The 22,722-nt window shown below is 62.0% G+C and carries 24 protein-coding genes; 12 read left to right on the forward strand and 12 right to left on the reverse strand.

The genetic code is table 11. From position 1 onward, the window contains the following. Positions 1-19: 19 nt before the first annotated feature. Entirely contained in the window at positions 20-1,279 is a 1,260-nt protein-coding gene (locus ACVIHF_RS22705; protein ID WP_038383532.1) for an ABC transporter substrate-binding protein, read from the reverse strand. A 171-nt stretch (positions 1,280-1,450) separates the two neighbouring features. On the opposite strand from ACVIHF_RS22705, the gene ACVIHF_RS22710 reads away from it, so the two are divergent. The 5 genes from ACVIHF_RS22710 (at position 1,451) to ACVIHF_RS22730 (ending at position 7,428) form a co-directional block, all read left to right on the forward strand. Continuing rightward, positions 1,451-2,947: an AMP-binding protein gene (locus tag ACVIHF_RS22710; protein ID WP_456792572.1), complete on the forward strand. Its 1,497-nt coding sequence runs from the start codon at positions 1,451-1,453 to the stop codon at positions 2,945-2,947. Further along, positions 2,944-3,588 (forward strand): TetR/AcrR family transcriptional regulator, encoded by a 645-nt coding sequence (locus tag ACVIHF_RS22715; protein ID WP_157345231.1) that lies wholly within the window; start codon positions 2,944-2,946, stop codon positions 3,586-3,588. Before ACVIHF_RS22710 ends, ACVIHF_RS22715 begins: the two co-directional genes overlap by 4 nt. Continuing rightward, positions 3,585-4,358, forward strand: a complete 774-nt coding sequence (locus ACVIHF_RS22720) for an SDR family NAD(P)-dependent oxidoreductase (protein ID WP_225645907.1) — start codon at positions 3,585-3,587, stop codon at positions 4,356-4,358. The genes ACVIHF_RS22715 and ACVIHF_RS22720 overlap by 4 nt, the downstream gene beginning before the upstream one ends. A 9-nt stretch (positions 4,359-4,367) precedes the next feature. Beyond that, a complete protein-coding gene (locus ACVIHF_RS22725; protein ID WP_253607718.1) occupies positions 4,368-6,290 on the forward strand; it encodes a flavin-containing monooxygenase in 1,923 nt (640 codons plus the stop codon). 508 nt (positions 6,291-6,798) lie between these two features. Beyond that, a complete protein-coding gene (locus ACVIHF_RS22730) occupies positions 6,799-7,428 on the forward strand; it encodes a DsbA family protein (RefSeq protein WP_456780108.1) in 630 nt (209 codons plus the stop codon). Positions 7,429-7,467: 39 nt separating this feature from the next. Here ACVIHF_RS22730 and ACVIHF_RS22735 read toward each other — a convergent pair whose 3' ends face one another. Together ACVIHF_RS22735 and ACVIHF_RS22740 are read right to left on the reverse strand one after the other, a co-directional pair. Further along, positions 7,468-8,478 carry a glutathione S-transferase N-terminal domain-containing protein gene (locus ACVIHF_RS22735; RefSeq protein WP_253607717.1) on the reverse strand — a complete coding sequence of 337 codons (1,011 nt, stop codon included), beginning with the start codon at positions 8,476-8,478 and terminating at the stop codon, positions 7,468-7,470. Further along, entirely contained in the window at positions 8,475-9,971 is a 1,497-nt protein-coding gene (locus tag ACVIHF_RS22740) for a M81 family metallopeptidase (RefSeq protein WP_253607716.1), read from the reverse strand. The genes ACVIHF_RS22735 and ACVIHF_RS22740 overlap by 4 nt, the downstream gene beginning before the upstream one ends. 186 nt (positions 9,972-10,157) lie before the next feature. On the opposite strand from ACVIHF_RS22740, the gene ACVIHF_RS22745 reads away from it, so the two are divergent. Beyond that, positions 10,158-10,952 carry a class II aldolase/adducin family protein gene (locus ACVIHF_RS22745; RefSeq protein ID WP_456792574.1) on the forward strand — a complete coding sequence of 265 codons (795 nt, stop codon included), beginning with the start codon at positions 10,158-10,160 and terminating at the stop codon, positions 10,950-10,952. Between the two features lie 721 nt (positions 10,953-11,673). Here the strand turns inward: ACVIHF_RS22745 and ACVIHF_RS22750 are convergent. The 3 genes from ACVIHF_RS22750 to ACVIHF_RS22760 form a co-directional block, all read right to left on the reverse strand. Next, positions 11,674-12,516, reverse strand: coding sequence for an MBL fold metallo-hydrolase (locus ACVIHF_RS22750; RefSeq protein WP_456792575.1), 843 nt, complete (start codon positions 12,514-12,516; stop codon positions 11,674-11,676). 20 nt (positions 12,517-12,536) lie between these two features. Then, positions 12,537-12,815 (reverse strand): hypothetical protein, encoded by a 279-nt coding sequence (locus ACVIHF_RS22755; RefSeq protein ID WP_456780104.1) that lies wholly within the window; start codon positions 12,813-12,815, stop codon positions 12,537-12,539. A 314-nt stretch (positions 12,816-13,129) separates the two neighbouring features. Further along, a complete protein-coding gene (locus tag ACVIHF_RS22760) occupies positions 13,130-13,546 on the reverse strand; it encodes a helix-turn-helix transcriptional regulator (protein ID WP_229163156.1) in 417 nt (138 codons plus the stop codon). A gap of 614 nt (positions 13,547-14,160) precedes the next feature. On the opposite strand from ACVIHF_RS22760, the gene ACVIHF_RS22765 reads away from it, so the two are divergent. Then, positions 14,161-14,598: a PaaI family thioesterase gene (locus tag ACVIHF_RS22765; protein WP_229163160.1), complete on the forward strand. Its 438-nt coding sequence runs from the start codon at positions 14,161-14,163 to the stop codon at positions 14,596-14,598. 170 nt (positions 14,599-14,768) lie between these two features. On the opposite strand, the gene ACVIHF_RS22770 is transcribed toward ACVIHF_RS22765, so the two are convergent. Then, entirely contained in the window at positions 14,769-14,963 is a 195-nt protein-coding gene (locus tag ACVIHF_RS22770; RefSeq protein ID WP_456792576.1) for a hypothetical protein, read from the reverse strand. 98 nt (positions 14,964-15,061) lie between these two features. Then, entirely contained in the window at positions 15,062-15,565 is a 504-nt protein-coding gene (locus ACVIHF_RS22775) for a hypothetical protein (protein ID WP_253607714.1), read from the reverse strand. A gap of 540 nt (positions 15,566-16,105) precedes the next feature. Between ACVIHF_RS22775 and ACVIHF_RS22780 the strand changes: the two genes are divergently transcribed. After that, entirely contained in the window at positions 16,106-16,348 is a 243-nt protein-coding gene (locus ACVIHF_RS22780) for a hypothetical protein (RefSeq protein ID WP_253607713.1), read from the forward strand. Here ACVIHF_RS22780 and ACVIHF_RS22785 read toward each other — a convergent pair. Then, positions 16,345-16,980 carry a hypothetical protein gene (locus tag ACVIHF_RS22785; RefSeq protein WP_375167068.1) on the reverse strand — a complete coding sequence of 212 codons (636 nt, stop codon included), beginning with the start codon at positions 16,978-16,980 and terminating at the stop codon, positions 16,345-16,347. The two genes, ACVIHF_RS22780 and ACVIHF_RS22785, sit on opposite strands and share 4 nt — an antisense overlap. 690 nt (positions 16,981-17,670) lie before the next feature. On the opposite strand from ACVIHF_RS22785, the gene ACVIHF_RS22790 reads away from it, so the two are divergent. Further along, complete coding sequence (locus tag ACVIHF_RS22790) at positions 17,671-17,871, forward strand: hypothetical protein (RefSeq protein ID WP_225645917.1); 201 nt, start codon at positions 17,671-17,673, stop codon at positions 17,869-17,871. Between the two features lie 349 nt (positions 17,872-18,220). Here the strand turns inward: ACVIHF_RS22790 and ACVIHF_RS22795 are convergent, their stop codons facing one another. Continuing rightward, on the reverse strand, positions 18,221-18,568 hold the full coding sequence (locus ACVIHF_RS22795; RefSeq protein ID WP_456792577.1) for a hypothetical protein: 348 nt from the start codon (positions 18,566-18,568) through the stop codon (positions 18,221-18,223). Positions 18,569-19,005: 437 nt separating this feature from the next. Between ACVIHF_RS22795 and ACVIHF_RS22800 the strand changes: the two genes are divergently transcribed. Next, entirely contained in the window at positions 19,006-19,251 is a 246-nt protein-coding gene (locus ACVIHF_RS22800) for a hypothetical protein (RefSeq protein WP_253607710.1), read from the forward strand. 227 nt (positions 19,252-19,478) lie between these two features. On the opposite strand, the gene ACVIHF_RS22805 is transcribed toward ACVIHF_RS22800, so the two are convergent. Next, a complete protein-coding gene (locus tag ACVIHF_RS22805) occupies positions 19,479-20,885 on the reverse strand; it encodes an adenylate/guanylate cyclase domain-containing protein (RefSeq protein WP_253607709.1) in 1,407 nt (468 codons plus the stop codon). A gap of 418 nt (positions 20,886-21,303) precedes the next feature. Beyond that, positions 21,304-21,936, reverse strand: a complete 633-nt coding sequence (locus tag ACVIHF_RS22810; RefSeq protein WP_456792578.1) for an invasion associated locus B family protein — start codon at positions 21,934-21,936, stop codon at positions 21,304-21,306. A gap of 108 nt (positions 21,937-22,044) precedes the next feature. On the opposite strand from ACVIHF_RS22810, the gene ACVIHF_RS22815 reads away from it, so the two are divergent. Continuing rightward, positions 22,045-22,170, forward strand: a complete 126-nt coding sequence (locus tag ACVIHF_RS22815) for a hypothetical protein (RefSeq protein WP_456792579.1) — start codon at positions 22,045-22,047, stop codon at positions 22,168-22,170. Between the two features lie 67 nt (positions 22,171-22,237). Further along, a complete protein-coding gene (locus ACVIHF_RS22820) occupies positions 22,238-22,702 on the forward strand; it encodes a GNAT family N-acetyltransferase (protein ID WP_253607707.1) in 465 nt (154 codons plus the stop codon). Positions 22,703-22,722 lie beyond the last annotated feature (20 nt).

The following is a 22,722-nucleotide window of genomic DNA, read 5'->3' on the forward strand; positions in this document are numbered from 1 at the left end:
CCTCCGCCGCACATGCGGATCAGGTGTAGCCCTTGCTCTTCTTCCACTCGGCTTCGAGCTCGAAGATGGTCTTCCAGTCTCCAGCCTTCACATCGGGCACGTAGGGCTCCTGCGGGATCGTGGTGCCCCAGCCGATGGCGTAGCCGACCAGCGTGTGATCGTCGGCGCGCATGGTCACGGTGCCGTCGGCGCCGAACGGGCACTTGATGGTGAGGCCGGTGAGCGCCTCCGCGACCTTCTTGCCGTCGGTCGAGTTCGCCTTCTTGACGGCCTCGTTGAGGAACATGACCGCCGTGGCGTTCTGCCACGACCAGTTGGTCGGGTACTCGTTGTACTTGGCCTTGTAGGCATCGCCCCAGGCCGCATTTTCCGGCGTCGGCGGGAATGTCTTGATGTAGCGGTCGCCGGAGTGGATGCCCTTGGGCAAGTTCTTCACCACCGTGAGTGCGGTGTAGTCGGCCATGTTGACCGCGAACACCTCCATCTGGGTGAACATCGCGTAGATGTTGGCCTGGTCGATGTAGGAGGTGAGATCGCCGCCCCACAGGCACGAATAAAGCGCCTGCGGCTTGGCCTGCAGGATCTTGGTCACCACCTCGGTGTAATCGGGCTGGAACAGCTTTGGCCAGGACTCGCTGATGATCTCGACGTCAGGCGCGAACTTCTTCAGGTAGAGCACGAACTCGCCGGTGGTGTCGCGGCCATAGGCATAGTCGGGCGAACAGGTCGCCCATTTCTTCAGGCCCTTGGCCTTGGCGATCCCTGCAGCGTAGCTGGCGCCGACGATCGAATCATGAATGCCCTGCCGCACACAACGGAAGGCGTTCGGGATGTGCTGCTTGGGATCGGCGGTCAGCGATGACGCTTCCGAGCAGGTGTGGATGCACAGCACGCCGAGATCGCGCGCCACTTCGTGAACCGCGAACGATCCCGAGGACGCTTCGCCGTCAAGCAGCATCTCGCAGCCGTCGGTGTTGACGAGCTCGCGCGCGATGCGCGCCGCTTCCTGCGGCTGTCCCTTGGAGTCGCGGATCACCATCTCGATCTGCCGCCCGGCAAGGCCGCCGGCGGCATTGACCTTCTCGACCTCCAGCAGCACTGCGTTGCGCGAGGACGTTCCGAGCTGCGCGACGCGGCCCGACAGAATGGTCGGCATGCCGATCTTGATCGTCTTGGCCTGTGCGCGCGCCACCCATGGCGCGGCAAAGCTCACCGCACCGGCGCCCATCAGCGCAAGCGTCGAGCGCCGGGTGATGCCCGGTTTCCGGGTCCTCTTCATCATTCCCCTCCCTGTCGGATTCGCGTTCCCAAAATCCCTGCCGGAGATCGTTCCGTCTCCATGACCACGATGTTTTCAGAGCAAGGGGGGTGACGTCAAGCCAAAGATGAATTACGACTCACAATTCATCCAGGGAGAAAACGGCGCCGGAATCGGCCCCGCGGGCGGCAAATGATCAACCTTTCCAGCTTCATCGCATTTCATGCCCGGCGGACTCCGGACCGCTGTGCGCTGAAATATCGCGGTGAGGACGTCTCCTACGCCGACTTTGATCTGCGGATCCGGCAGGTCGGCGGCTGGCTCGCGGCGCGCGGGATCGCGCCCGGCGACATCGTCGCCGTGCTGATGAAGAACAGCACGGCCTTTCTCGAGCTGGCGTTCGCGACCAGCCATATCGGCGCGGTGTTCCTGCCGATCAACTATCGCCTCTCGGCCGATGAGGTCGGCTACATCGTCGGCAATTCCGGCGCGCGCCTCCTCGTCGCCGACGAGGAGTTTGCCGCGATCGCAACCGGCGGCGCGCCGGTCGTGCTGCTCGATGAGGTCGCGCAGTCCAGCGTCACCAACCTCGCGCCCGACATCGCGCCGGCGCCGATCCATGTGCGCGGGCCGCGCGACCTGATGCGGCTGATGTACACCTCGGGCACGACGGATCGTCCCAAGGGGGTGATGCTCAGTTACGAGAACATCTACTGGAAGTCCGCCGACCAGACCTTGGTGCTCGGGCTCAACGCCGACACGCGGCTGCTCGTCGTCGGCCCGCTCTATCACGTCGGCGCGCTCGACCTGCCCGGCATCGCGGTGCTCTGGCATGGCGGCATGCTGTGCATTCACCGCACCTTCGAGCCTGAACCTGCGCTCGCCGCGATCGAGCGGGAGAAGCTGAACGCGGCGTGGTTCGCGCCGGTCATGACCACGGCCCTCCTCACCTGCCCGAACCGCGAGCGCTACGACGTCTCCAGCCTGCAATGGGCGATCGGCGGCGGCGAGAAGACACCGGAAGTCCGCATCCGCGCCTTCTCTGACTATTTCAAGAACGCGCGCTACATCGATGCCTACGGCCTCACCGAAAGCTGCGGCGGCGATACCTTCATGGACGCCGGCCGCGAGATCGAGAAGATCGGCTCGACCGGCCGCGCCATCGCCCATGTCGAGATCGAGATTCGCGACGATGCCGGCAAGCGCCTGCCGGCCGGCCAGAACGGCGAGATCTGCCTGCGCGGCCCGAAGGTCACGCAGGGCTACTGGAAGGATCCGGAGAAGACCGCATCCGCGTTCTTCGGCGACTGGTTCCGCACCGGCGATGTCGGCTATCTCGACGATGACGGCTTCCTGTATCTGACCGACCGCAAGAAGGACATGATCATCTCCGGCGGCGAGAACATCGCCTCCTCCGAGGTCGAGCGCGTCATCTACGAAATGCCCGAAGTGCGCGAGGTCGCGGTGATCGGCCTGCCGGACGCGCGCTGGGGCGAGAAGCCGGTCGCGATCGTGGTGCTGGCCGACGACGCCAAGCTCGACCTGCCCGGTCTCACCGACCACTGCCGGACACGGCTCGCCGGCTTCAAGGTGCCGCGGCAGCTCGTCATCCGCGACAGCCTGCCGCGCAATCCATCCGGCAAAGTGCTCAAACGCGTGCTCCGCGCCGAACTCGAGGCCACCGCATGACGCAAGCGACAACCGCCAAAGTGACAAAGCTCAACCGGGTCGAGCGCAACGCCTGGACCAAGCAGAAGATCTTCGACGCCGCGACCAAGGTCGTCGGCAAATACGGCTATGCCGAAGCCTCGGTCGCGCGCATCACCGAGGCCGCCGGCGTCGCGCAGGGCACCTTCTACAATCATTTCGAGAACCGCCAGGAGCTGCTCGACCAGCTGCTGCCGAAGATCGGCCTCGACATGGTCCGCTTCATCCATGCGCGCACCGGCACCGCAAGCGAAGCCCGGCAGGAGGTCGAGCGCTTCAGCGCCTTCTTCGATTTCATCCGCGAGGTGCCGGAATTCCTGCGCATCCTCAACGAGGCCGAATTCTTCGCGCCGATCGGCTACCAGAAGCATTTTGACAACATCTCGAGCGCCTATGTGCGGATCCTGCAACGCGCGCGGGCTGCCGGTGCGACCAACGCGTTCAGCGACGAGGAATTCGAGGCCATCGTCCAGGTGCTGATGGGCGCGCGCGGTTATCTCAGCCGCCGCTATTCCTATTCCGAGCGCGGCGTCACCGCGGTGCCCGACTATGTGATCACCGCCTATCAAAAACTGGTCACCCGCGGCCTGTTCACCACCAGCGACAAGGGAAGAAAATCATGAGCGCTGAGGGCACCATCCTCGTCACCGGCGGCAGCCGCGGCATTGGTGCGGCGACCGCGACACTGCTCGCCGATCAGGGGCATCGCGTCGTCATCGTCGACATCGCGCCCGAGCCGCTGGTTGGAACTGCCGCCGTCCTGTGGCCGGCGCCGTTCGACGTCGCGAACGAGAGCGCCGTTGTCGCGGGCATTGCCGATATCGAGACCGCGCATGGTCCGATCAGCGGCCTCGTCAACGCCGCCGGCGTGTTCGGTAAGATGCACACGATCGAACGGGTGCGGATGGAGCAATGGGACCGCGAGGTCAATATCGATCTGCGCGGCACCTTCCTGGTCGCGCGCAGCGTCGGCATCGCCATGGCGAAGCGGCGGCATGGCGCGATCGTCAACGTCGCCTCGGTGGCCGGCATGACGTCGGGCCCGATCCACGCCTATACCGCGGCGAAGGCCGGCGTCATCCAGATCACGCAGACGCTCGCCGCCGAATGGGGCCGTTCCGGCGTCCGCGTCAACGCGGTGTCGCCCGGCTTCACCCGCACGGCAGCGCTCGAGGCCGGCATCGCATCGGGCGCCCTGAACAAGGACCTGCTGGCGCGGCCGACCGCGCTGAACCGGCTGGTCGAGCCGATCGAAGTCGCGCAGGCGATCGCATGGCTGCTCTCGCCGCAGAGCAGCGGCATCACCGGCATCAACCTGCCGGTCGATGCCGGCTACATCGCAGGCACCACCTGGGCCGCCTATGGCGGCCTGCCGGAAGCCCCACGCAGCTGAGGACAACGCATGAATATCGAGCTTCCGCGCAAACACCTCGATCTGTCCTCCGCCATCGCCGAGGGTGACATCCGCGTGCTGCTGATGGTGCTGGTGCACATGACCGGCGACGAGAAGTGGCTCGAGCCGCCCTACAAGCCGAAGCGCGACGTCCGCCTGATCCCGGATCCCGACGCCGGTGTGCCTCAGGAGATCCAGGACGAGATTCGCGCGGCGGTCCTGAACCTGTTCGCGAACGGCACCCCGAAGCCCGTCATCACCGATCCCGGCAATGAGCTGATGCTGCGGATGATGCGCGCGACGCTCGGCGACAATGTCGCGCCGGAATATGCGCCGCTGATGCGGGAGGAGATGGGCTTCATCCCACGCGACGCGCGCTGGCGCGAGCGCCCTTCTGGCGAGAAGCTGGCGCAGCAGCATGTGCTGATCGTCGGCGCCGGGGTCTGCGCGATCGCGCTTGGCGTCGCGCTCGGCCGGCTCGGCATCCCCTATACGATTGTCGAGAGGCAGGACGAGATCGGCGGCACCTGGTACGTCAACCGCTATCCCGGCTGCGGCGTCGATACGCCGAACCACTCCTATTCCTTCTCGTTCGGCGCCCGCAATCCGTGGACCCGCTATTTCGCGCAGCGCCAGGAGCTGCTCGATTATCTGCTCAAGGTCGTGCGCGAATACGACATCCGCAAGCATGTCCGCCTCAATACCGAGCTCGTCGCCTCGCGCTGGGACGAAGGCAAGCGACGCTGGATCTCGACGCTGAAGACTGCCCGCGGCGAAGAAACCTTTGAATCCACCGCGCTGGTCAGCGCGATCGGCCAGCTCAATGATCCCCTGCCTGCCCGCTTTGAGGGAGACGAGGCCTTCACAGGCCTGAAGGTCCATTCGGCGCTGTGGTCCGACGACATCAAGCTCGACGACAGGCATGTCGCCGTGATCGGCACCGGCGCAACCGCGATGCAGCTGGTGCCGTCGATCGCCGACCGCGTCGCCTCGGTCACCGTCTACCAGCGCACCGCGCAATGGGCGCGGCCGGTGAAGGGCTATTCCGATCCGATCACCGAAGGTGCGCAGTGGCTGCTCGCGCATCTGCCGTTCTATGTGCAGTGGTATCGCTTCAACATGTTCTGGCGTTACGGCGACGGATTGCTGCCGTTCCTGCGCAAGGATCCGGCCTGGCCGCATCCGGACCGCGCCGTCAACAAGGGCAACGACCGGCATCGCCAGGAGCTCGCCGACTTCATCCTGTCCGAGCTGAAGGATCGCCCCGACCTGATCGAGAAATGCATGCCGACCTATCCGCCCTACGGCAAGCGCATCCTGCTCGACAACAACTGGTTCAAGACGCTGACCAAACCGAATGTCGAGCTGGTCACCGACAAGATCGACCATTTCGATCGGCACGGAATCGTCACGGCCGACGGCACGTCGCGGCAGCACGACGTCGTCGTGATCTCGACCGGCTTCAAGGTCTCCGAGATGGCGGCGCGGCTCAACATCACCGGGCGTGACGGCAAGAACCTCAAGCAGACCTGGCACGACGACAATCCGACCGCCTATCTCGGCCTCACCGTGCCTGATTTCCCCAACCTGTTTCTGATGCTTGGTCCCAACTCGGGGCCCGCGCATGGCGGCAGCGTGATCTTCCAGTCGGAATGCCAGAGCCGCTACATCTCCGCCTGCCTTGTCGAGATGATCGAGAACGACATCGCCGCGATCGACGTGCATCCCGACGCGCATGACGCGTATATCCGCAACGTCGACGCCGAGCATGAGCAACTGATCTGGACGCACCCGGGCATGACGACCTACTACCGCAACAGCGGCGGCCGCGTGTTCTCGGCGATGCCGTGGCGGTTCGTCGACTACTGGAAAATGACGCACGATCCGGACTTCACCCAATATCGAAAGACCAAGGCGCGACAGGACTCCTGACCTGAGTTCCCTCGCTCGTTAACTTGACAGAAGGCCATAACTGCCGCAGCATTTCGCTGACTGCACCTGTTGGGGTGCTGGAGCGCTTGCTCCTCGCGTCGCAGGAATTGACGGACGATTATGGGATCGGCCGCCAGGCAGCAGAAGCGGACAGATGTCCGTTGGACCACCCCTCGGAGAGGAGCATGACGCCACCGGCGAAAGCCAGCGACCTTGCTCAGCGGCAAGGTCACGGTGCACGTTGAGGCGAACAGCAGCTGCTAGCCGCGTGCACTGCCGACAATCTGAAGATATCCGCAGGACGAGAGCGCAAAGGCCACGCGCTTTTAGGTCCCGAAACACCACTGGTCTTTACCAGACATCCTTCGCTAAAACGAAGTAGCAGGGCCCCGCAAGATGCTTGAATGCACCGGGGCCCATTCGTTTGCCTGCCATCTCCCTTCATCAGGCCGCATTGCACCCCCGCGCGGGATCGGAAACAATTGTCCCGACCGGGTGAGGAACGATGATGGAAAAGCCGCGCGTACGCATCTACACCGACTACAAGTCTCCCTATGCCTACGTCGCCAACAAGCGGCTATTCGAACTCGAGGAGATCTACAGCGTCGATTTGGAATGGCTGCCCTACACGCTTCGCATTCCCGAATTCATGGGCACGGTCGAGGAACGCACGCCGCACTTCTGGCGCAAGGTGCGCTACGCCTACATGGATGCGCGGCGGTTCGCCAACGCGCAGGGATTGACCATGAAGGGCCCGCGCCGGATCTACGACGCCTTCTACGCCAGCGCCGGGATGCTGTTCGCGCAGCGTCACGGGCTGTTCCGACCCTATCACGACACGGTGTTCCGGAGATTCTGGAACCATGAGCTCGAGATCGACGAACTGCCCGAGATTGCCGACGTGATCACCGCGGTCGGCGGCTCCGCCGACGCCTTCGAGGCCTATGTTCGCGGTCCTGCCCGCGCCGAACATGATCGCATCATCGACGAGGCCGAAGCCCTCGGCGTGTTCGGCGTGCCCAGCATGGTGTTCAACGGCGAGTTGTTCTGGGGCGGCGACCGCATCGACATGCTGATCGAGCGGATCAAGCAGCCTGAGACGATTGCGATCGCGCTTGGCAGCCGGCACCGGACGTAGGCGCCGACCGTTTCGAATCGGCCTATCGTCGCTGATCGATCAGCCTCCGTTCAGGATCGCCCAGCACCTGGTGCGTTCCAGCACCGGCTTCAACGCCGCGCGCTCGCCGGCATCGAGCGCGGCAAACTTCTCGCGCAGCTGCTGCAGGCATTTGACCTGATATTTGAACGGCGCCAGCGCGTAGGGCAGTCCCCAGACGTTGATCTCGAGCCGTTCGAGGCCCTTCGCGAAGGCATCCGCGTTGGCCGCCAGGAACGGCAGATAAAGTTCGCCGGCGATCCGCAGCAGCGCCTCCGCGAATCCGCCAAGCGCCTGCTCACGAGGATACCAGTCACCCTCGACACCTGACGCATCGTCGAGCCGCCGCACCCAGTGATCGGTGAACGGCGCGCGCTCGCGCATGATCCGCATCGGGGTCGGGTCGGTCGCCATCTCGCTGAGCTGGCCGAACCAGGCAAAATCCGCCAGCGACGGCCGGCTGCCGAACAGATAGCTCCTCATGCCGACCTGAGGCTCGAACGCGGCAAGCGTACGCCGGTAGCTCTCCTCCAGCAGCGGCCTGTTCTCATCCGTTGCGCCGAGAATGACCATGCGCGAAATCTGCCGCTGCCGGAACTCCTCGATCTCCTCGCAGCTGCCGGCCTCGGCCTCCGATGTCGACCACTCCTCGCCGGCCCAGCGCGAGACATAGGCCTGGTCTTCCGGATCCCACCAACGATAGAGAAACAACGGCTTCACCGCCCATTCGTCGGCGAGGTCCTCGAGCAGATCGCAGATGAAAGCGATGGCCTTGTCTTCGGGGATCACCGACCGTCCCTGATGCCGCGCTTCCAGATCATAGGCCAGCGTCGTGGTCTCGCCGCGGTAGCTGCCGTCGGGATATTGCAGCACCGGGATCAGCATCGGCTTCAGATGCGCGGTTGCCTCGCGCAAAGCCTTGGTCATGATCACCCAGTCGTGCGGGATCCGACGGTAGCGCATCAGCGCGCGCAACTTGATCGCATAGGGCGAGGCGGTCGAGCCGATCAGGCGATAGCGGTTCTCCGTCATGGCGACGCCTCCGAAAATGCCGGATTGCCGTACGGATAGAACTGCGCGAGATCGACGTTCTTGTACGGCAGCTTGTCGAGACGCGTGGTACCGAGGAACGGCTCGTCGGGTTCGACCAGGAGGATCGTCTTGGCAAATCCATTGTCGTCGAAGCCGCGCCGGAAATGGACCCGCGACTTGATCGCCATCACGTCAAAGGCGCCGATGTCGGGCACCAGCGCCTTCAGCGAAAACGGCTCCATGATCTGCACCAGATAAGTGGACAGGATCAGCACATTGTTGCGGCCGAAGCGCACGCAGACCCAGAATTGGCCGTAGCCCTCGCCCGCCGCCGAAACCGTACCCTGAATCCGAACCGGATCGCCTGCCGACTCGTCGGCGCGGCCGCCGATCTCCATGTCGAAGGTATCGCCGGCCTTGGCGCCGGCGGCCTTCAGGCTTGCGGTCGCCCTGGCGTCGGCGATGGTCGCGATCACGGTGTTGGCGAGGTCCTGCGCGATGATCTCACGCAGCAGCCAGGTCGCCGACCCCGACCGGTCGCTGTGATCGGCCAGCACCACCGGTGTATTGCCAGCGGCGACGGCCTGCTTGGCCAGCGCAACACCCTCGGTGATGCTGTACAGCCTAGTCGATTGCAGCAAGGCTTCGCGCAGCCGCCAGATCGTGCCGGCGAGATCGCGCGCGACCTGCTCGGCGAGCTTTGGATTGTCGTTGGTCAGAACCTGCACGGTCATGCCGAGATCGGGAACGTCGGCGAACGGGAAGCCGAAGAAGATGTTGACGTAGACGTCGACCTCGCGCGCCTCCCAGACCAGCGCGCGCTGCACGAGGTCCATCCAAGGCCGCGCCCCGGTCCATTGCAGCACCGTGGGCAAGATCACGGGAACCTTGATCGTCCTGTGCGCCGGCTTGTAATCGCCTCGGATCGCCCGCACCAGCATACGCGCCGCGCGTTCGCCCTGCAGATGCGCGTCATAATGCGGGAAATATTTGACCGCGAATGCCATGTCCGCCTGCTCGAGGAACGCCTCGTCCTCATTGCCGTGAGGATCAAACGTCGCCGCAATGAAGGCGGAGCGGCCGACCACTTCGCGCACCTGCCGCGCCAGATCGGCTTCGGGACGCGGCACGCCGCGCACGGCCATCGCGCCATGCAGGCACAGATAGACGCCGTCGAACGGTCCCTCCTCCTTCAATCCGGCGATCATCTTGCCGGTGAAGGTGCGATAAGCTTCCTCGGTAATCCAGCCGGATCCGGTGTAAGTCTTCGGCCACAGCGGGGATTCGATGCCGACCAGTTCGACCTCGGAGAACTCGCGCGCCACCTGCACGAAGCCGCCCATATAGTTCTTGGGATCGAACCGCAGCAGCGCCTCGCCTTTGGCCGGCGAGCCCGGATAGATGAAGTCGTCGAGCGTGGTCTCGTTCGGCAGGAACGAGACGGTTTCGTGGGAGAAATGCAGGACGGCGATACGTATCTTGCGATCGCTCATTTTGGTGCGCCTCGGCTGTTTTCCGCATTGTGGCATTGAAGGCGCTGCGCGCCAATCCGCATTCGGTTTTTGCCCGCCAGACCTGCAAATAAGCAGGCGCAGCACAGCTTGCCGCCGCGCGGATTCTGCTATGGTCGCCTCAACAATCGGGCCGCGGCCCCGCAGATATCTCAAGGAGAGAACGCCATGAATCCCCCCGTCAGTTCGCCCGCGATCAAGGTCGTCAAATCGGTTCGCGAGCAGGTGAGCGCCGAGGAGTGGCAGGCCCGCGTCGATCTTGCCGCCTGTTATCGGCTGACGGCGATGTACGGCATGACCGAGATGATCGCGAACCACATCTCCTGCCGCGTGCCCGGCACCACCGACCAGTTCCTGATCAACGCCCACGGCATGCTGTATGAGGAGATCGACGCCTCCAGCCTGATCAAGGTCGACGTCGAGGGCAACACGCTGCTCAACGCCACCGACTACGACGTCAACGTCGCCGGCTTCGTCATTCACAGCGCCATCCACATGGCCAAGCACGACATGGATTGCGTCGCGCACACCCATACCCCGGCCGGCATGGCGGTCTCGGCGATGGAATGCGGCCTGCTGCCGCTGGCGCAGACCTCGATGCGCTTCCTGCACATCGCCTATCACGACTTCGAGGGCATCGCCGACAATGTCGACGAGCGCGAACGCCTGGTCCGCGACCTCGGTGACAACGAGGCGATGATCCTGCGCAATCATGGCCTCTTGGTCGTCGGCCGTACCGTGCCCGCCGCCTTCAACGTGCTGTTCCGCCTCGAGCGCGCCTGCCAGACCCAGGTGATGGCGCTGTCCTGCAATACCAAGCTGATCTATCCGCCGCAAAACATCCTCGAAGACACTTATGAGCGGATGCTGCCGAAGCCGGGCCGCGCCGCCCGCAACGGCGAACTCGCCTGGCCCGCGCTGCTGCGCAAGCTCGACCGGGCGGATCCGTCGTATCGGGATTGAGAGCGAAAGCCGGCTTAGGCCTTCTCCATTCGTCGTCCCGGCGAAGGCCGGGACCCATAACCACAGAATAGCGTTGTTGAAAAACAGGCCGTGGCCCAGCGTCGCGCCACAATTCGCATTCGTGGCAATGGGTCCCGGCCTTCGCCGGGACGACGCTGAAATTGTTGCACGATCTGTGAGTCACACATCCCATTCTCGCGGCGCCTTTCGCCCGAGCTTTGCTGTTCGTTTCACCCTCTGAAAGAGAGGGCGCAGGGAAAGCTGGGTGCCGATCGCACCCATGGGCCCCGAGCAATGGGTAGTAAGCTCGGGGGTAGGACCACAGGTGTAACCGGAAACAACCCGGCTTTCCCAGCGCGATGGGCTACGGCTTATTTCGTGCTCTCCCCGGCGAGACTGGGCTTGCTTGTCACCGTCTTCGCAACGCGCATCGCGCAATTCGAAAAGACACCTACCGCTAGGGCGTCAGGACCACACGACTTGATGTCTAGCCACTTTTTCGACTTGTTGAAAACGGTGGAAGTGCCGGAAAATAAAGGCATTTTCCGCATTGTGTTGGGCGAGCGAGTTGCCCGTCCGGACCCGCTGGGCCCCGATAGGCCCTAGTTTCACGTATGCGCGAGCGCGGCTGGCCCGGTGCCCTGTAGCCCCCTCGCGCCGGGCCGCTGTTTGGCCTTCCTATCGCGGCCGTAAGCGCTCGGATTGCGTGTGTCCTTCTTGCTCAGGAAGCGAAGACGAAGCGTGTGCCCGTGTAGGAGCGCAGGAGCTTGTTCGGCACCTCGGCCTTGGCCATCTCGTAGAACGGCTCACCAGTGCAGTGCAGTGGAATAACGTAGTCGATATCGATACTCTTGAGCGCTGTGATCGTGTCGCGCACATAGCCTTCGTTGTAGGGCGCGAGGTGGAAGCCGCCGATCACCGCATGAACCTTGTTGACGCCCGAAGCCGCTTGGGCCTGTTTGATTGCGTTGATCACCCCGCGATGACTGCAAGAGGTCAATACGATCAACCCGCGGCCTCTTAAATTGAATGCGGTGGCGATCTCGTGCCGGAACTGGTCCGGGATGACAGCCTTCGTCCGTTCGTCCTCTGGAAGCTTGTCGGCATAGCATCCAATGCCGTGGTCCACGCCGATCCTCATGGCGCTGGGGGACAGCAGCTTCTCAAAGCTTGTCTGGTCGATGTGTCCTGTGGTGAAGCCGTGATCGGCGACCAGTGCCGGTCCTTCTACATAGGTGACTGCAACATTGGCGTCTTCCAGCGCTTTCCGATCCAAGGCTCCGAAGTCGCCGCGCACCGGCGGAGCGGTCCATTCGCGCGAGCAGAATGCTTCCTCGCCGCCGATGTAGATAGGCAGCTTGGCTTTCAGCTTGCTGCTGTTTTGCTTTAGGAAGCCAGCAAGACCGCCAAAATGATCGTAGTGACCATGGCTCAAGACAAGGGCGTCAAGCGCGGCCGGATCGATGCCGACGAGATTGGCATTGTTGACAAGCGTGTCAGGTGAGAAGCCGAAATCCACCAAGACATTACGTGCCTCGGTGCCGCGCCGCGTCTCGACGTGCATCGACAGGCCGAACTCACTGATCAGCGTTTTACCGGCGGCTTGCCTCCGCCGATGCCCCAGCCGAAGTGTTCGATCTCTACATCGGCAACCTTCCGGCTCGGTGCCACGGCGAATTGATAGCTGTCGACCACTACACGTACTGCCACGCGGTCGATCTCCGGAACCTTACCCGCCATCGCTTCTGCCCGCACCGGCTTCGCGCCGCCCATCAACGACGCCACGACGGCGCTGAACAGGGCAGCACCACCGCCGCACACCACATCGCGTCGATGAATTGCGTTGCACTGGCAAATGAACATAGTCAAATCCTCCCTTTGCGCGGCCTTTGCTGCCGCAAGGCATCGCGCGGAAACGCACTCCAACCAAGGGCGGAGGCGTTGGAGTGCCGAACACACCAGCGTCTGGCAGCCCGCACACCGAGGATCATTGCATCCTATCCCCCGTTGGACATCGTGGCGAGTGTCATTCGGCACGGGCGAGGCCGAGCCAAGTTTCGACGGCAAGGTAGAAGCTGGCCGTGCGCGCGTGTGATCGGGGATACAAGCGCAGTGCTTGGTCCGGTTCGGTCAAAAGGCGGCATACCGGAGTTACTCGCCGAAGGTCTGCTCCAGCCCTAAAAGCGGACATGGCCGCTGTTAGCAGCATGCTGTCCGCTCCCGATGCGCGCCGTCTGCCGCCGCCGTGGTGTCGCGGTCGCGTCGAGGACGACAAGGTGATCGATCTGCCCGAGATACCGTGGAGGGCGTGAACTGATCGTGCGGAGAGTTGGCCTGCAAGCCGCGCTTGACGCGCGGCGCAAGCGAACATCAATCGGATGACCGCACACGCCAAGCAGCAAACTGGCTGGCGACCGACAAGAGATGCTCCTGCGAAAAATTTGCAGCTTCTTGACCAGCATTGCGCGCTGTGCGGCGACCTGCTTCTCGGTGCCGCCGATCTCCAGCCCAGTTGTCCTGTCCGATTTGCCTTGGGCGAAACGCCGCAATAGCTGCTTCTCGCGCGGGCTCAAGATCGGCGGTCGTTCAAGCATCGGCGGCCCTAGCTGTCCGTCGAATTGGGTCAGGACACGAACAGCGCCGCAATTGCCATCGCTATCGGGAGCAACCCGAGGCCGATGATGCCCATGGTGAACGCGATTTCGCGATGAGGCAGCGGTTGGAATGGGTGATGCATGACCATGCCCTCCTCGACCCCACCAGCAGCCCCAGCGTCCGCGCGGTCGGATCGGCGCTGGAACTATGCACCCAAAGGGAGACATCCGCCAGACCTGCAACCGAGCACATCACGGTGAGCGTAACTCCGGGGTCGAGGACGATGCCGCGCTCGATCTCGACGTATTACGGCGCGACCGTCGAGCGGTGGCAGCCCCTCCGCAATCAGTCGACAGGGTCCTGTGGAGGCCGGAACTTGGCGCGGGGACCGCGCGACGGCGACGTGTGAGGATATTTGCCATCGCGCATTTTCGATTTTATTTTTGTACGAACTGGCACAAAAAGGCGGTGCGCGATGTGGCGCAATGCCGTCGTCCGACATTGTCGAAGTCCGAGCCGTCAGTGCAGCCGTCGCGCCTATCGTACTTGTCGTAACTCTTGAGCAGATCGTCTGCGAACAGGTCTTCGCCAACAACGGAGCTCGCGCATGACCATGAACAGCATCGGTATCCCCGAAGGTTTCGAGCCTCACTTCCGCAAGAGCCCTTTCACCGATCCTTGGGAACCGCTCTATTCGAAGCGCACGGACAAAGCCGTGATCATCGGATTACGGCTGGCCAAGCCGCACACCAATGCGCGTGGCAACGTTCATGGCGGGCTGATCTCCGCGCTTGCTGACAACGCGATGGGCTATAGCTGCGCACAGGCGATTGGCTGGGCATCGTCGCTGGCGACAATCACTCTTGCGGTCGACTTCACCGGCATCGCGCAGATCGGGCAATGGATCACCGTGGACAGCGAGGTGATCAAAACCGGCAGAACGATCTGCTTCGCACAAAGCCTAATCAAGGCCGACGACAGTGTAATCGCGCGTGCGAACGCCACGTTTCGCGTGGTGCCGAAGCATGAGGGTGACACTCATCCCCGTTAGCGTCTACGTCCGATCCGGGTCAAAACGCGACTTGCGTTCTACGTCGGCTCTTAGGCCGTACCGGACGTTCACCACACCGCTGTCGCGGTAGAGCACGACGGCCCGACGCCCGCGAGTAGGAAAGTGGCTCCGCTACCCAGCGACAGATTGGCCGGGCGCTCTGCCAGCCTTTAGCTGCGCAAGGCGGCGCGGAAGCCGACGAAGCTCAACGCGCCCGCCACAATGACGGCAATCCAGCTCGGCCAGAACGGTACATCGACGCCATTCAACGTGATGGACCAACCCATCACAATCCGGATCAACTGCAGAAGCGCGATCAGGGCAAAGAAGGCGGCGGCAAGTGTGCAGAAGGTTCTTACGGTCATTGCCCATCTCCGATGGCACACGAGGACCTGCTCGTCCCGTACACCAAAATGGGGAGGGGCGCGGCTCGGCGGCCACTCGCCTTTAGGAGTACACGGCCCTAGATCAGCCCATTGCCGCGCTGCTTGAGCGCCCAATGCCGGTAGGCCTCGTCCTCGTAGGGATCATCCTCTGTCGGCGGCGGGATCAGCTTGGCACCTTCGCGGCGGAAGTGATCGAGGCCGCGACCCATCGCCTTGCCCTTGATCGTGTGCTGATCATGAGCCCAGTCCGGTATCGTCGGGGCGAAATCCTCCAGCGATGACCGCAAGCCGATGGCCGCCGCGAAATGGCAGCCCGCGCGCGACTTCGGTGCAGGCGCCATCATGCGGATGGCATTGCCGATCATCAGGCGCGCTTCGCCGATGCTCTTATTGTACCGTTCCTTGCTCTGCGCCACGGCGGCGGCGACGAACGGCACCACATGCGGCGCGGCCGACGTGTCGCCTACGCGATCTTGTATGCAGCAGACTTGCCGCTGGCGCGCTCGCTCGTGTGGAACATCCCGACCATCGGCATACTCATGAATGTTGCGGCGGTATTCCTGAGGTGAGCGGTCGCGCATCGGGCTCGCGTAGCCCCTACGCCGAGCGGCCTTGCTGCTCGCCCCAATTGCGCCAGTGAGTGGGATGAACCTCCACGGCGCGGTTCGTTGCCGTCTTGATCCAGCCATTGTGGTCACGACGACAGGGGAAGATCAGAGAGTATATGTCCCCCTTAGCGTCGATAACGGCCAATTCCAAGTCGCGATCGAACGGGGCGGTTTCAATCGGCATCCACATCATCACTGACTAGCCGGCGAACCGGCGCGGCTCATTGATTATTGTCAACGGCGTCCTCAATCCTTACCGCGTGACCGTCGATTTTGCGCCTGCCATTCGGCTAGCTTGGCTTCCTCCTCGGCCAAAAGCTTGTGCAAGGTCTCGATCTTCCGAGCGTTGGCTTCCGTTTCCAAAAGTTCTTTGTGTGAGCGATGTTGGCCCGAAAGATGAAATCGGCCATGGTTGCTGCCGTTATGATTGAGCTAGCTTCATCGTGCCACAACCGGCGTGTAAATTGGAAGCCGGTTGGCTCGCCCGCAGGATTGAAACCACGCCAGGACAAAATGGACGAGATCGAGAAACACGGCCTCAAATTGATCGACGTCATGAAGGCCGCCGGACTTGGCGCGGGACAGGTCATCCGCCGAGAGACGATTGATGCGGTTTGGAGCGCTGCTGGTGCAAAGCGCGATGATCTAGCTGCCGGGCTCAAGTTTGCCGAAAGCTTCGGCTGGATCGAGGACCGCGATGGCAGCGGGACTTTCGTGAGGCTGACCCCTGCCGGTGAAGCGATAGTTGCGGTTTAATGTAACGTCTGCCGTCGGTGATGCCGCGACACGTGATCAACGAGCTCCGCGTTCAAACAGTTTAGGATGTGCTCCAACTGCTCATTGACCAGCAAGAGCGCCCTGAGAGCGCTCCGCACATCGCCGTCACAGGCGGCAACGATCTCGTCTAGCTCCCGGTCATACTCGTCCAGATAATCGTTGGTCGTTGGGTGCGGCATGCGAACAACATCCAACCAGAAAATGTCTTGTCGAAACAACGAGCGCAGCATTTCTCCTCGATATTCACAGGCAGGCGCGAAAGAGCCGGTTGCATTTCTGCGGGCCGCGCTCTGCTCTGAACGGATACTTTCAGCCTTTTGGGAGACAATATGGTCGAGGTGTATTTCAACGTCAGGCGCGATCTCCTCGTTGTGAAAAAAGGATTTCCAGTGCCGGACATCAGCGCTCAGGGCAAATGGCGCAAGAGCAAGAAGAGGGTCGTCAGGGTTAGCGAGGAGATCAGGCAGGCGGTTCAGAGCCACGGCTATTACATGCGCAGGCTGAGCGATCTCAAGAAGAACTAACTGCCGAAAAAACGCGTGGCGCGCATGCAAAAGCCCGGCCGTCAATGAGACGGCCGGGCGGAGAGGAAATATGAACTCGATGAACACCGCGAATATGCTGCGGCGCGGGAAAAACTTCCATCCCGGACGAATACGGGTGGCGGCCGGTGCCTAGACGCACTCGCGTGGGGGCGGCTGTTAACCGCCAGGCCGAGGCGAGAATGCATCCACGGACGCGGCTATTCGGGTCGCCAATTCAGTGGCGGTCGGCGTGGACTGCGTTTCGAGCGGCGAGCCGACGGAATGGACCGCTGCCAATCCAGCACCAGCGGTCCAAACAGCTATCGCAATTGCAGCGAGATATTCGATCCTCATGGCGATGGTCCCTTGCATCGGCCCCATCAATTAACCCGACACTTTTGGAATTGGTTCCCGAGCGCGAGCGATTTCCTATGAGTATCGCCGGCGTTGCCCGGCGCTTTGCATGGTCGATGCTTCGGCTCTGTGCTCCGTAGGTTCCTCATTCCGTTCGCGATCAGAATTGGGGAACGAAGAGGCTAGCCAAGACTTAGAAGCCATGAGGCCGCCGCTCGCTGGTGAACAACCCGGCGCATGTCGCAGATAGCCAAAGGTCGTTACCAAAGACCCGCTGTTGTCAAAAACCAGCGCTCGCGCAAGATAGCCAAAAGCGGCGGTCTCCGGTTTAGTCACAATCGCTAGCCGCGCCCCGATGTGTTTGCGGGGGGAGCGCACTCTCGGCCTGCCGGTGCGTTGTTCATTCCGACCGGAGGCTGTGTAATGCGCAACCGCATCGACATCGACCACGTTCACAGCCGGGCCATTGTCCGGGAGATCGGCGAGACGCTGCGAGCGTCGCTGGAACCAGAGACGGAACTCTCGCCGAGGCTCAAAATGCAAATCGACCGGCTCCGCGAATTTGAAGAGCAGTCGCCCTCAATCATTCCAGCGGGTGAGCGCTGGGATAAGCCTCGTCGTTGAGCCGGGAGAAGGACTGGGTCCTCACATCGGCTGCGCCGTGCCAGTGCGCGCGTTCCTTTCAGAACAGCCCGATCACGATGAAAAAGGCGACCTCAGTCAGGAAAGTGACGCTCATAATCGCAACTATGAGGAAGGCGTTGCCCGCTGACAGTGGGATCATGATATGCCTCGCATCTTGCGAAGCCCCGAAGCCTCCAAGCGCTAATTCTCCGAGGGCCGGAATGTTTCGGTTCCCGAACGCGGGAGCGGATGTTGCGATCGGTGCTGTCGTCCTGGTTCCACTCGGGAACGCGGTTCAAATATTGAGCCTGATCTGATCTCAGCATCGAGGCCCTAACCTGAGACGGCCTTACCATGCGGATACCAAGAGGGCGACGGACGTGATCAGAGTTGCCGTGCTGAGGGCCACCACGACAAGGGCTTGTTCACTGTGCGCTTGCAGGTTTTTGTCGTCCATTGTCGCCAATGCTGGCTCGCGTATCTCGTTCCTAATTGGGATAAGGCGGTCGTTCCAGAGCGCGCGCGGGAAGACATCAACTCCCGGCGTCACCGGAACTTCCAGTGCCTTGATCGCCTGCGCCGAAATCTCGGCGGGGTCCCTGAGACCAGATTGCGCGACCTTGATAATCGTCTTCGCGATCATTTCCGTCAGCGGGTCATCGCGATCTTTGACGCTGAGCGCGTGCAGCTTTTTCAATAAGGTTGGCGTCTTTCGACGCCATGGCGTCGATTTGTAAGTGCGAATAGATGGACATATTTTGCCCTCTCAGCCCGGTGGCAGAGGTTACCACGACAACCCTGCTCCCCCGGGAAAGCTGCGCTTACGGCACTCGATGCGCGAGCAGACCTGGCTTCGGGGCATTCTTCGGCGGCGGTCCCATCGTCAGCCAAACGGCAAAACCCAACAGAACCGACGCCACCAATAGTCGGAACAATAGATGCAAAGGCCGTCCCCGTCGGCTGCGTGCTCCGACGTTGGGATAAAGCCTAGCGGGGCGCAATTCGACTTGTGGGGTGCGGCGGCGGCGTGGCCATCGCTACGATGGCAAACGAAGAGGGACAACTGAGGCGGCCCTGCCGTGTTCACGCACCGGCGCTAACGCTAGTTCTTGGTTTGGCGTTGGGGGGTATCCGGTGAGCAAGGCCCGCGAGTTTATCGATTTCTGGGTCGAGAATAGCATTCACGCTGTCGAGCAGTTTCGCACTGTCGGCGCGTCGCAGGATATCGCCGAACTGACCCGCCGTCTTGTCGCGGCTGCCAAGGAGCAGGGTTTCTCGGCGGCCGACTTGCAAGCTGAGATCGGCGACATCTCCGACTACATCGGAGACCTGCTCAAAGCAGCGAACAGGGCTGAGCGCGAACGGCGTAAGCCTACGTAGGCATCGCAATGCGGGCGCCTTACTTTGTCAGTCTGCAAACAGCGCCAGGCTTGAGGTTGAGTTCCTCGAACGTACTTTGCTGCTTATCCGTCAAGTTGATGTTGAGGGCAAAGTAGACACGCATAGACATCTCGGCGATCTCGGCCTCGACACGAAACGGAAGCGCAAAATGCGGAGGCCTGCGCGGCTTATAGCGGAGGAACAATACGACGCAAGCGCTCGGGATACTATTTGCTCGCGGCGAAAAGGTCCCATTTCCCGGGCAGCCCCTTTAATTCGTATGAGCCTCGCTCGGAGAACTTCAGATCGGTGCCTGCTACGAGGTCGGTGACCACCCGCGAGACAAATACCTCATTGCTTCCCGACTGCGACATCACCCGCGCGGCTGCGTGGACGGCAATGCCACCGATGTCGTTGCCTCTGATTTCGACCTCGCCGCAATGAAGACCTGCGCGTACGGGCAGGCCAATACTCTTGCTCTCTTCACTGAGCGCCAAGGCGCATCGCACAGCCCGCCCCGGCCCGTCAAAGGTCGCCAGAACGCCATCGCCTGTGCTCTTCACCAAAGTGCCGCGATGCTTGCTGACAATCCGGCCGGAAAGATCGTCGTGATTGTCCAAGAGGTCGCGCCAACGGTGATCGCCGAGTTGCAAAGCGAGATTGGTCGATCCAACGATATCAGTAAAGAGAACGGTAGCGAGTATGCGCTCCAGATCAATTCCCTCGCTGGCGCGTTGTCCAGTGATGAATTCTTCGATGTCTCCGGTAACGCGCTCAATGTCTCCCGTCCAGAACGCGTGATCGCCCGACGGATATTCAATGTATTTCGCTCCCGGGATACCGGCGGCGAGCTTGCGGCCTAACGTTACAGGCACCTGCGCGTCGGTTGTTCGGTGCAGCACTAGAGTTGGCGTGCGGACGACTGGGAGGATGGGGTTGATGTCTATCCGTCGGTTCGAAAGTATGTAGGATTTTAGTGCGCCAGGACTGCTGCCCAACTTTTCGAATTTTGCGATGCGAGCGAGTATCTCCGAATTGCCAGCATCACTCGCGAAAACTCGCTTGAGGAAGTCCCCGTTTCCCCAACTCTTTACGACGTAAGCTAACCGTTCCTGAACCTCGGATGGCGTGAGGTTGGGCGGGAGCAGGTCTGATATCCGCGCCAGCCCTCCGAATAAGACCAAGTGGGAAACGCGCTCTGGGTAGGTCGTTGCGAATAGAACGCTCATCGACGCGCCTTCAGAGAAGCCAACTAGCGCAGCACGCTTGGAGTTGATTGCGTCCATGATCGTGCGGACATCGTCGATACGTTCCTCAAGAGACGGTACGTCGGCCAACCGATCTGATAGTCCTTGACCTCTCTTGTCGAACGTGACGACCCTTGAGAACTTCGCCAAGCGACGAAGAAAGCGCGTATAGCCCGGGAGTTCGTGCTGAAAATCGATGTGGGATATAATGCCCGGAACTAGGATAATGTCGGTAGGCCCGTCGCCCATGACTTGATAGGCGATGTTGAAGTCGCCGCTCTGCGCATACTGCGTCTCGGGCAACGCTACTTCCGTCATCGCGGCCCCCACCATTTGTTCGCGTTTCCAACTATCTTCCAGATCAGGCCGGACATCAACGGACGTCATCCACCGTAGATACCCGGTATTGCCCGTCACGCGATGGGCCGAAGCTGTGGTCTGGCACCTGAAGGTGAACGCTCTAAGGGCCTATTGGGGCCCAGCTCAATCGGCTGGACCTTTCTGCTGACCCAGAATGGCTGCTCAAACCATTAACAGATATGGCTTTTATTCGTTCTTTGGATAACGAAAAAAGAGCTTGCGTCAGGACCACACGACTTCACCGTCCACGTCATGCGCACTCGTCAGTTGCGCAATCGGCGTCCACCGCATCTCGACCCACGTTCGTGACGACCGCGAAGCGCCCCTCAATCGGGTGAGACGGGCGGAATTGGATCACTGATTTGCCCGACGACGGAAGCGGGATTTTGCCCGTCGGGGTGATTTGTCGCAGCCATCGTGCGGTGGGCGCGGAGCGTCGTGCCGTTCAGCTTCCGAGCTGAATGGTGCGCTCCGGCGCCGCGGCGAAGCCGTTGAGGGGGACGTTAAAGACGACAGCCTGCCCGTTGCTGATGCTCTGTGCGGCAACGGTGAGCATTTTGGCCCTGCTGATGGTGTCGGTCACGACCGTGGGAAAGGATACCGGCAGCAAGCAGCCTTGCGTCGTACAGGTGGAGAAGCGCGTCTGCTCCAGATCCTTTCCGTCAAGCTTGAGGACGGCCCCGGCGTCGAACTTCAGCCCGAACGGCATCAAGATGTTGCCTTCGGCCTTTCCGTCCCTGGGAATCAGTTCGATGGCGAAGATTTGCTGATTGGTTTCCTTGGCGAGCTGTGTCCGCCCGAGGGTACACAGCTTGGCCCCGCCGTCGAGCTGGCATTTGACGATCCAGTCTCCGTAGGTCTCGCTGATCGCGGAAGCGCCCTTGGGAAGCTGGACGGCGCGGACCACGCCATCCATCGCGGACGTCTGGCTCCGTGTGTCGATCGGCATGGAGACGGCGCTCCCACTGGCATCCGACACATCGGGTGTTCGGGCGGCTTGCGCCGAACCGACGCCGGCCATGACGACGAGAGCGACGATCGCCCGAAGACGCCTGTCTGCTGTGCTGACCGTCACCATCGCATCCGCTCCGCCTCGTTACGTCCCGACCGATCTGCCTTTTCGTCGGCGTATTCGTGGGCATAATTCCCACCTGAACGAGATGCACCTACTTGGAGAACCGCTGATATGCAAGAGCTGATCGCCGCCGGCGTGATTGTCGCGATTGTTGCATTCTGCGGCGGGTATTTCTGGGCAATTGCACGTGAAGCCATGACCTCGAACAAGGCCGCGAACAAGCAACAACGCAAATAGTAGTCCGGCGCCTCGACCTTGCTCCCGTGATTTGCCCGCGGGATGCGTTTTCAACTAAGCTCACCGGATGGACATGCTCGTCAAGCTCTACGCCCTGCCCGATTCCCGGCCCGCCTACGATCGATTGCTCAAGGCCGGAATTATCATGCGCCGCGCGCTCGCCCCGGAAAAGCACAAGGTTGTCGCCTGGGTGCGGGAGACATTCAGCGAGGCGTGGGCCAGCGAAACCGAGGTCGCGTTCAGCCGCCAACCAGTCTCCTGCTTCATCGCGATCCAGCAAAAGAAGATCCTCGGATTCGCCTGCCATGACGCGGCCTGTCGCAACTTCTTCGGTCCGACCGGCGTCGCGCCGAAGGCGCAGCAAGGCGGAATCGGCAAGGCGCTGCTGTTCGCCTGCCTCGAGGACATGAAGCACCAGGGGTTCGGCTACGCCATCATCGGCGGCGTCGGGCCGGCGGATTTCTATACGAAAGCTGTCGGCGCGGTGGCCATCGAAGGTTCCGCGCCGGGGATCTATCGAGGATTGCTGTAGCTGCGCCGCAGGTCCATTTC

This window comes from Bradyrhizobium sp. USDA 4506, from assembly GCF_054058795.1.